General features: G+C 62.6%; 5 protein-coding genes. All 5 read left to right on the plus strand.

The genetic code is table 11. The features are described 5' to 3' along the window. A partial coding sequence (locus tag BP858_RS11410; RefSeq protein WP_286879529.1) for a DUF4097 family beta strand repeat-containing protein occupies window positions 1–573 on the plus strand: 573 nt, incomplete at its 5' end. 62 nt (window positions 574–635) lie between these two features. Then, the gene (locus tag BP858_RS11415) at window positions 636–1,739 is read left to right on the plus strand and encodes a DUF362 domain-containing protein (protein WP_286879531.1); all 1,104 of its coding nucleotides are present in this window, start codon (window positions 636–638) and stop codon (window positions 1,737–1,739) included. 6 nt (window positions 1,740–1,745) lie between these two features. Beyond that, the gene (locus tag BP858_RS11420) at window positions 1,746–2,312 is read left to right on the plus strand and encodes a flavodoxin family protein (RefSeq protein WP_062261105.1); all 567 of its coding nucleotides are present in this window, start codon (window positions 1,746–1,748) and stop codon (window positions 2,310–2,312) included. 291 nt (window positions 2,313–2,603) lie between these two features. Then, window positions 2,604–3,983 carry a PAS domain S-box protein gene (locus tag BP858_RS11425; protein ID WP_074174725.1) on the plus strand — a complete coding sequence of 460 codons (1,380 nt, stop codon included), beginning with the start codon at window positions 2,604–2,606 and terminating at the stop codon, window positions 3,981–3,983. A gap of 131 nt (window positions 3,984–4,114) precedes the next feature. After that, the gene (locus tag BP858_RS11430; protein WP_014866015.1) at window positions 4,115–4,462 is read left to right on the plus strand and encodes a 4a-hydroxytetrahydrobiopterin dehydratase; all 348 of its coding nucleotides are present in this window, start codon (window positions 4,115–4,117) and stop codon (window positions 4,460–4,462) included. Window positions 4,463–4,524: the final 62 nt, after the last annotated feature.

Genomic DNA, 4,524 nt, shown 5'->3' on the forward strand with positions numbered 1-4,524 from the left:
GTGCATACCGGCATGAACGTCCGGGCGAGCGTGGACTACACAATACGGCTGCCGTCGGGTGTCGTCCTGCAACGGGTCGAGAGTTCGAACGGTCCGATCAAACTCTCGGGGGTGCGGGTGGCCGGAACGGAACTGGCGACATCGAACGGCCCTGTAGTCGTGGACGGTGCCCCGGGCAGCGATCTCGCGGCGGCCTCCTCGAACGGCGGGATCGATCTCTCGGGCGTCGAAGGCTACGTCACGGCAACGACGAGCAACGGCGGTATCACGGTGGAGGACTGCGGAGGAATCGCGGGTCTGAAGACATCAAACGGCCCGATATCCACCGAGATCTCGGCCGTCCGCGGCGACGTGACGATATCGTCAAGCAACGGCGGGATAGCGCTCCGCCTGGCGGAAGACCTGAACGCCCGGGTGGTCGCCACCACCTCAAACGGCAGGGTGACGGTCGGCGACCTCCCGCTCCGGGTCAGCGAGTCGACGGGGACCTCGGTCTCGGGCTTGCTCGGCGTCGGGGGGCCGACGATCACCGTCACCACCTCAAACGGGGGTATCAACCTCTCGGGGCTCTGACCGGCAGGCACAACCCTTATGCCCTGTTGATCAGAGAGTACCTGCGAAGGGTGCAGACGACGATGGCAGACGTCTATTTCGCCAATCTCCGGGCAAGGAGCCACCATGAGAGTAGATCCCAGAAGATCCGCCGCCTCTTTGAGGCCGCCGGGTTCGACGAGGTCGTCCGGCCGGACGACCTTGCGGCCGTCAAACTGCATGTTGGGGAACGGGGGTGCGACACCCACATACACCCGGTCTTTGCCAGGCAGGTGGTCGATAAGATAAAGGAGCGTGGAGCACATCCCTTCATCACCGATACCGGCACCCTCTACGCCGGGAGCAGGGCGGATGCGGTCAGGCATACCGTCACCGCCATCGAACACGGGTTCGATTACGCGGTGGTCGGCGCCCCGGTGATCATCGCCGATGGGCTCCGGGGCGATCACTGGTCAGAGGTCGCGATCAACGGGAAGCATTTTGGCAGCGTCAGGATCGCAGGGGATATCCTCGCCGCAGAGAGCATGATCGTCCTCTCGCACGTCAAGGGCCACGACCTTGCCGGGTTCGGGGGGGCGATCAAGAACCTGGCGATGGGGTGCGCCCCGCCCTCAGGGAAGGCGGAGCAGCACGCGGGCCGGCCGTTCGTGGAGGTCGAGCGGTGCGGGGGATGCGGGAAGTGCACCATGGTCTGCCCGCAGGCGGCGATGACGGTCGTGGAAGGCCGGGCGCGGCTCAACCCCGAGCACTGCGTCGGGTGCGGCGACTGTATGCGCTCCTGCCCGACAGAAGCGATCGAGTTCGACTGGACCACCGAAATCAGGCCGTTCCTTGAGCGGCTCTGCGAGTACGCCCTCGGCGCCGTCCTTGATAAGCCCGGACGGGTGGGCTACATCAACTTCCTCCTCGGCATCACCCCCGACTGCGACTGCGTCCCCTGGAGCGACGCTCCAATCGTCCCCGATATCGGGATCCTCGCCTCCACCGATCCGGTCGCTATCGACCGCGCGAGCATCGATCTCGTCAACAGCCAGAGGGGGTTTGCTCAAACAGCGCTAGCGAGGAACCACGCCCCCGGAGAGGACAAATTTATGGGGGTCTGGGACTACACGGATGCCGGTTACCAGATCAGCTACGCTGCCAGGATTGGTCTAGGCGATGCGTCCTACCGGCTGATCGAGGTGTGAGAAAGAATGACCGGAAGAGTAGTACTGCTCTGCGGGAGTCCCCGGCTCGAGGGGAACACCGCGCTGGTGCTCGGGGAGTGCGCAAAGGTCCTCGAGCGCGAGGGTATCGAGACTGAGACCATACTGCTTGCAGAGAACCGGATCCTCTCCTGCACCGCCTGCGGGCTCTGCACCGGCGGGGAGTGCGCCCTCGATGACGGCCTGAACGATATCATCAGGAAGATACGGGAGGCGGAGGGGTTCATCGTCGGCACCCCGGTCTACTTCGGGACCGCACGGGGCGATGTGCTCTCGGCGCTGCAGCGGATCGGTATGGTCTCGATGTCGTCTGACTCCTTCCTCTCGCGGAAGGTAGGCGGGCCGATCGCCGTGGCGCGGCGGGGCGGGCATACCGCCACGCTCCAGGAACTGCTGATGTTCTTCCTGATCAACGATATGATCGTGCCGGGCTCGACCTACTGGAACATGGTCTTTGGGAGGACTCCCGGAGAAGCCGTAAACGACGAGGAAGGGATGAAGACGGTCAGGCGGTTCGCCGAGAACGTGGCGTTCCTGATCAAGAGACTGCAATGAGGCGGGCTCGCCGGGCACGGCGTCCGCACCAGGGGAGACCACCTTTCCCGGCGGCGAAGAGCCGCCACGCTTCCCTGCCCGGGAAAATACCAGGCTGGGTCTATTCCTGCAGATCGGCTCAGTATGTGAGCAGACCTCATGCGGAGTCAGAAACCAGCCGATTCACGGAAAATATCGAGAAACTCCCAATTGCACATATGATCGGCGTTAACGCCGCCGGAAACGCGATCTCAATTTAGAGGACAAACCGGTGCCTTTATAGCGCCGCATGCACACATCGCGTATGATTGCATGGTGCACGATGGAAGTCTGGTGCCGGGCCGGGCACCAGATCTCTGGCTTCCCGTACTGCTGGTCACGTCGGCCCTCACGCTTGCCCTCGCGGCGTATGGTCTGTCACGCGGCCTCACGGAGGTCTTCCCGCACCTTCTTTATATCCCGATCCTCCTTGCAATTTACCGCTACGAACGAAACGGATTCTTCTTCTCCCTGCTGCTCTCATCGCTCTACATCGGGATGGTCTACCACTTCACCTACCCCGATATCGTCGCCCTCGCAGGGGAAGTCGTCCAGTTCATCACCCTGATCGGGATCGCCACGATCATCTTCTACCTCGTCACCCTCCTCAGGGACCGGGAGAAGCGGTACCGCGGCATCTTCGAGAACTCCCAGGCAGGTGTCTTCCTCATCAACAAAAGGGATCTCCGGATCCTGGAGGCCAACCGGCGCGCCGCGGAGATCCTCGAGTGCAGCCCCGGGGACCTCAACGGCGCCGACCTGCTATCATTCTGGAGGGATGAGGAAGAGGTCCGCGCATTCCTCGGGAGACTGGGGAAGTCGGGTGCGGTCTTAGAACACACGGGGACCTTCACCGACACACGGGGGGCACGGCACCACGTCGTGATCTCAGCCGGGGTCCTCTCCGGGGATGATGTGGTCTGCACCATCGTTGATGTCACGGAACGGCAGAGGACAGAGACCCTGCTCCGGGGCGCGGCAAAACTCTCCGGGATGCTAGTACGAGGACAGGATACCCATAGCCTGCTTCAGAAGGCCTGCATGAACCTCTGCGACATGCGGGAGGGGGTCATCATCGGCGTATGGTTAAAGATTGGGGAGGAGATCGCCCCGTTCGCGCTATCTGACGATGACTACCAGCATCTCTCCTCCGACCGGTCGGCTGAAAACCTCATCAGGCAGGCCTACGAGACGAAGGAGATTGTTTCCCGGGATACTGCGGGAATCGGGGAATTAAGTCCCAGAATGGCATCGTTCGGCGACTTCCAGGCGATACCCATGATAACGGGAGGCGAGGTCCTGGGTGTCCTTACCGTTGCTCATACCGCTGGTGCGCGGCTGAGCAAGAACGAGGTCGACCTGCTCACCGCGGTGGCAAAGGACCTCGCCTCCAGCCTGAAACTCTCAAAACTCGAGGAGGAGAAACGGGAGGCATACACCCAGATCGACAGGAACATCGAGCAGTTTGCGATCCTCGGCGACCATATCAGGAACCCGCTGCAGGTGATCGTGGGGCTCGCCTGCATGGAGGAGAGCCGGTCTGCAGAAACGATCGTCGAACAGGCCTACACCATCCACAGCCTCATCAGCAGGCTCGACTCAGGCTGGATTGAGTCGGCGGGGATCAGGGATTACCTCAGGCGCCACCCCTGACCGGGCTGATGGGCGGACTTTATCCGTGCAGCCTCTCGCCCGGGGAGAGAAGAGGGGTGTTTCCCGGGTCCCGGGGGGGCACCGGCGCGGAGAAGAACCTTTTTTATCCTCCCCGGGAGAGGGATCAAGCAATGGATCTTTCGTCTGAACCGATCAGCCCGGATGTCGCGGATACGGCACCGCTGACCCGGCGGGAGATCGCCGACCTCCTGCCTGAGATCCCGGGATGGTCGCTCGAGGACGGGCGCCTGGTCGCCCAGTTTGCCTGTAAAGAGTTCTGCGATGCCGTAGCATTCTTCCAGGAGATCGCACGGTTTTCCGCGCGGGAGAGCCATCACCCTGATATCAGCATCCACAAAGGCCGGATCGTGGATGTCGCCTGGTACACCTACGCCATCGGCGGGCTCTCCAGGAACGACTTTATCATGGCCGCACGGCTCTCCGAGTGGCTCCGGTGCCGGCAGGGCGGAGCGCTCTAGTGCATCGATTCCCAGCACCCAGTATACTCACGAGAAGCAATGACCGATCGGGTTTCGCCCGA

The sequence above is a fragment of the Methanoculleus sp. UBA413 genome, from assembly GCF_002502935.1.
GTDB lineage: Archaea > Halobacteriota > Methanomicrobia > Methanomicrobiales > Methanoculleaceae > Methanoculleus > Methanoculleus bourgensis.